This window comes from Gilliamella sp. A7, assembly GCF_002142015.1.
In the GTDB taxonomy this organism is placed as follows: domain Bacteria; phylum Pseudomonadota; class Gammaproteobacteria; order Enterobacterales; family Orbaceae; genus Gilliamella; species Gilliamella apis_A.
The window spans coordinates 1-1,690 of the sequence record NZ_NASN01000101.1; the positions used below are offsets into that span (position 1 = coordinate 1).

The window sequence follows — 1,690 nt, forward strand, 5'->3', positions numbered from 1 at the left end:
AAATAATAATAACTGTGATCTATACAATAAATTTGGTGCTTAAAACTGACAACTCAATAAACTAAAATAAGCCAATAATTCGGGCTTTGTTTTATCAAAAACCAATTATCTAAATTGCAATAATAATTTATTTATATCTGTGAATAAAAAACTAATATGAATAGGTAATAATGCTTTCCATTAATGCTATATGATTCGAAATCAATAATTGTTAATAAAAACTTAGTTTTGTATTTAAAATATATATAACACCACGTTATTATCTGCTTGACTAGAAAAATAATTCTTATCTGACTTGTTTTATGGTGATTTTTTGCTTTAATAGTAAGTGAATATTTCTTTATATAACATCTACTTTTGGAAATAAACTATGAAAAATGTTGGTTTTGTCGGTTGGCGAGGAATGGTGGGCTCTGTTCTTATGCAACGTATGGTTGAAGAACATGATTTTGATTATATCAATCCTGTTTTCTTTTCTACTTCTCAAGCTGGTCAAGCAGCTCCTTCTTTTGGCGGAAAAACAGGAATATTACAAAGCGCTGATGATATTGATGCTTTAAAAGCATTAGATATTATTGTTACCTGCCAAGGTGGTGATTATACCTCTGAAATTTATGCAAAATTGCGTGCAACTGGTTGGCAAGGCTATTGGATTGATGCTGCGTCAACTTTACGAATGGAAGATGATGCAATTATTGTTCTCGATCCAGTGAATAAAGCTAACATTCAAGCAGCTTTAGATAAAGGCATTAAAACTTTTGTTGGTGGTAACTGTACAGTAAGTTTAATGTTGATGTCACTTGGTGGATTATTTGCAGAAAACTTAATCGATTGGGTTTCTGTTTCAACTTATCAAGCGGCTTCTGGTGGTGGTGCACGTCATATGCGTGAGTTACTTACCCAAATGGGAATGTTAAACGCCGAAGTTGCTAAAGAACTACAAGATCCTAACTCTTCTATTTTAGATATTGAACGCAAAGTAACGCAAAAAATGCGTGATGGTAGTTTACCAACTGATAATTTTGGTGTGCCTTTAGCTGGTAGCTTAATCCCGTGGATTGATAAAGCTCTTGATAACGGTCAAAGTCGTGAAGAGTGGAAAGGCCAAGCGGAAACCAATAAAATTCTAGGAACGAGTCAGATTATTCCAGTCGATGGACTTTGTGTACGAGTTGGAGCATTGCGTTGCCATAGTCAATCATTCACGATTAAATTGAAGAAAGATATCAGTATTCCTGAGATTGAAAAATTACTTGCTGCTCATAATGATTGGGTTAAAGTTGTACCAAATGATCGTGAACTTTCTATGCGAGAACTGACGCCCGCTGCGGTTACAGGTACCTTAAGTACACCAGTTGGACGTTTACGTAAATTGAATATGGGTAAAGAGTATCTATCAGCCTTTACGGTTGGCGATCAGTTATTATGGGGTGCTGCTGAACCATTACGAAGAATGCTACGTATCTTAGCTTAATGACGAATAATAAAAGCCCTATTTTGAAGTGACCCCATAAAGTTGGACACTTTGATTAAGCGGCTTGTAAGGCCTGATTTCGATATTCAACCGGAGTCAGGCCTTTTAATTTGGCTTTAATCCGTTTGGTGTTGTAGTATTCTATATATTCTTCTATTTTTTCAATCAATTTATCTGCATCTTCAAAGCATTGTCCATGATACATTTCTGATTGGA

2 protein-coding genes are annotated in these 1,690 nt (G+C 34.9%); one reads left to right on the top strand and one right to left on the bottom strand.

What is annotated here, in order from left to right; translation table 11 throughout:
• The first annotated feature begins 370 nt into the window (after nucleotides 1-370).
• Nucleotides 371-1,474: an aspartate-semialdehyde dehydrogenase gene (gene asd, locus B6D18_RS12295; RefSeq protein WP_086364700.1), complete on the top strand. Its 1,104-nt coding sequence runs from the start codon at nucleotides 371-373 to the stop codon at nucleotides 1,472-1,474.
• A 55-nt stretch (nucleotides 1,475-1,529) separates the two neighbouring features.
• On the opposite strand, the gene B6D18_RS12300 is transcribed toward asd, so the two are convergent.
• The coding region (locus tag B6D18_RS12300; protein ID WP_144064004.1) for an IS3 family transposase at nucleotides 1,530-1,690 on the bottom strand (161 nt) is incomplete at its 5' end.

Bases quoted from the DNA above. Each gene is read 5' to 3' on its own strand.
- asd (WP_086364700.1), top strand. From the start codon at position 371: ATGAAAAATGTTGGTTTTGTCGGTTGGCGAGGAATGGTGGGCTCTGTT.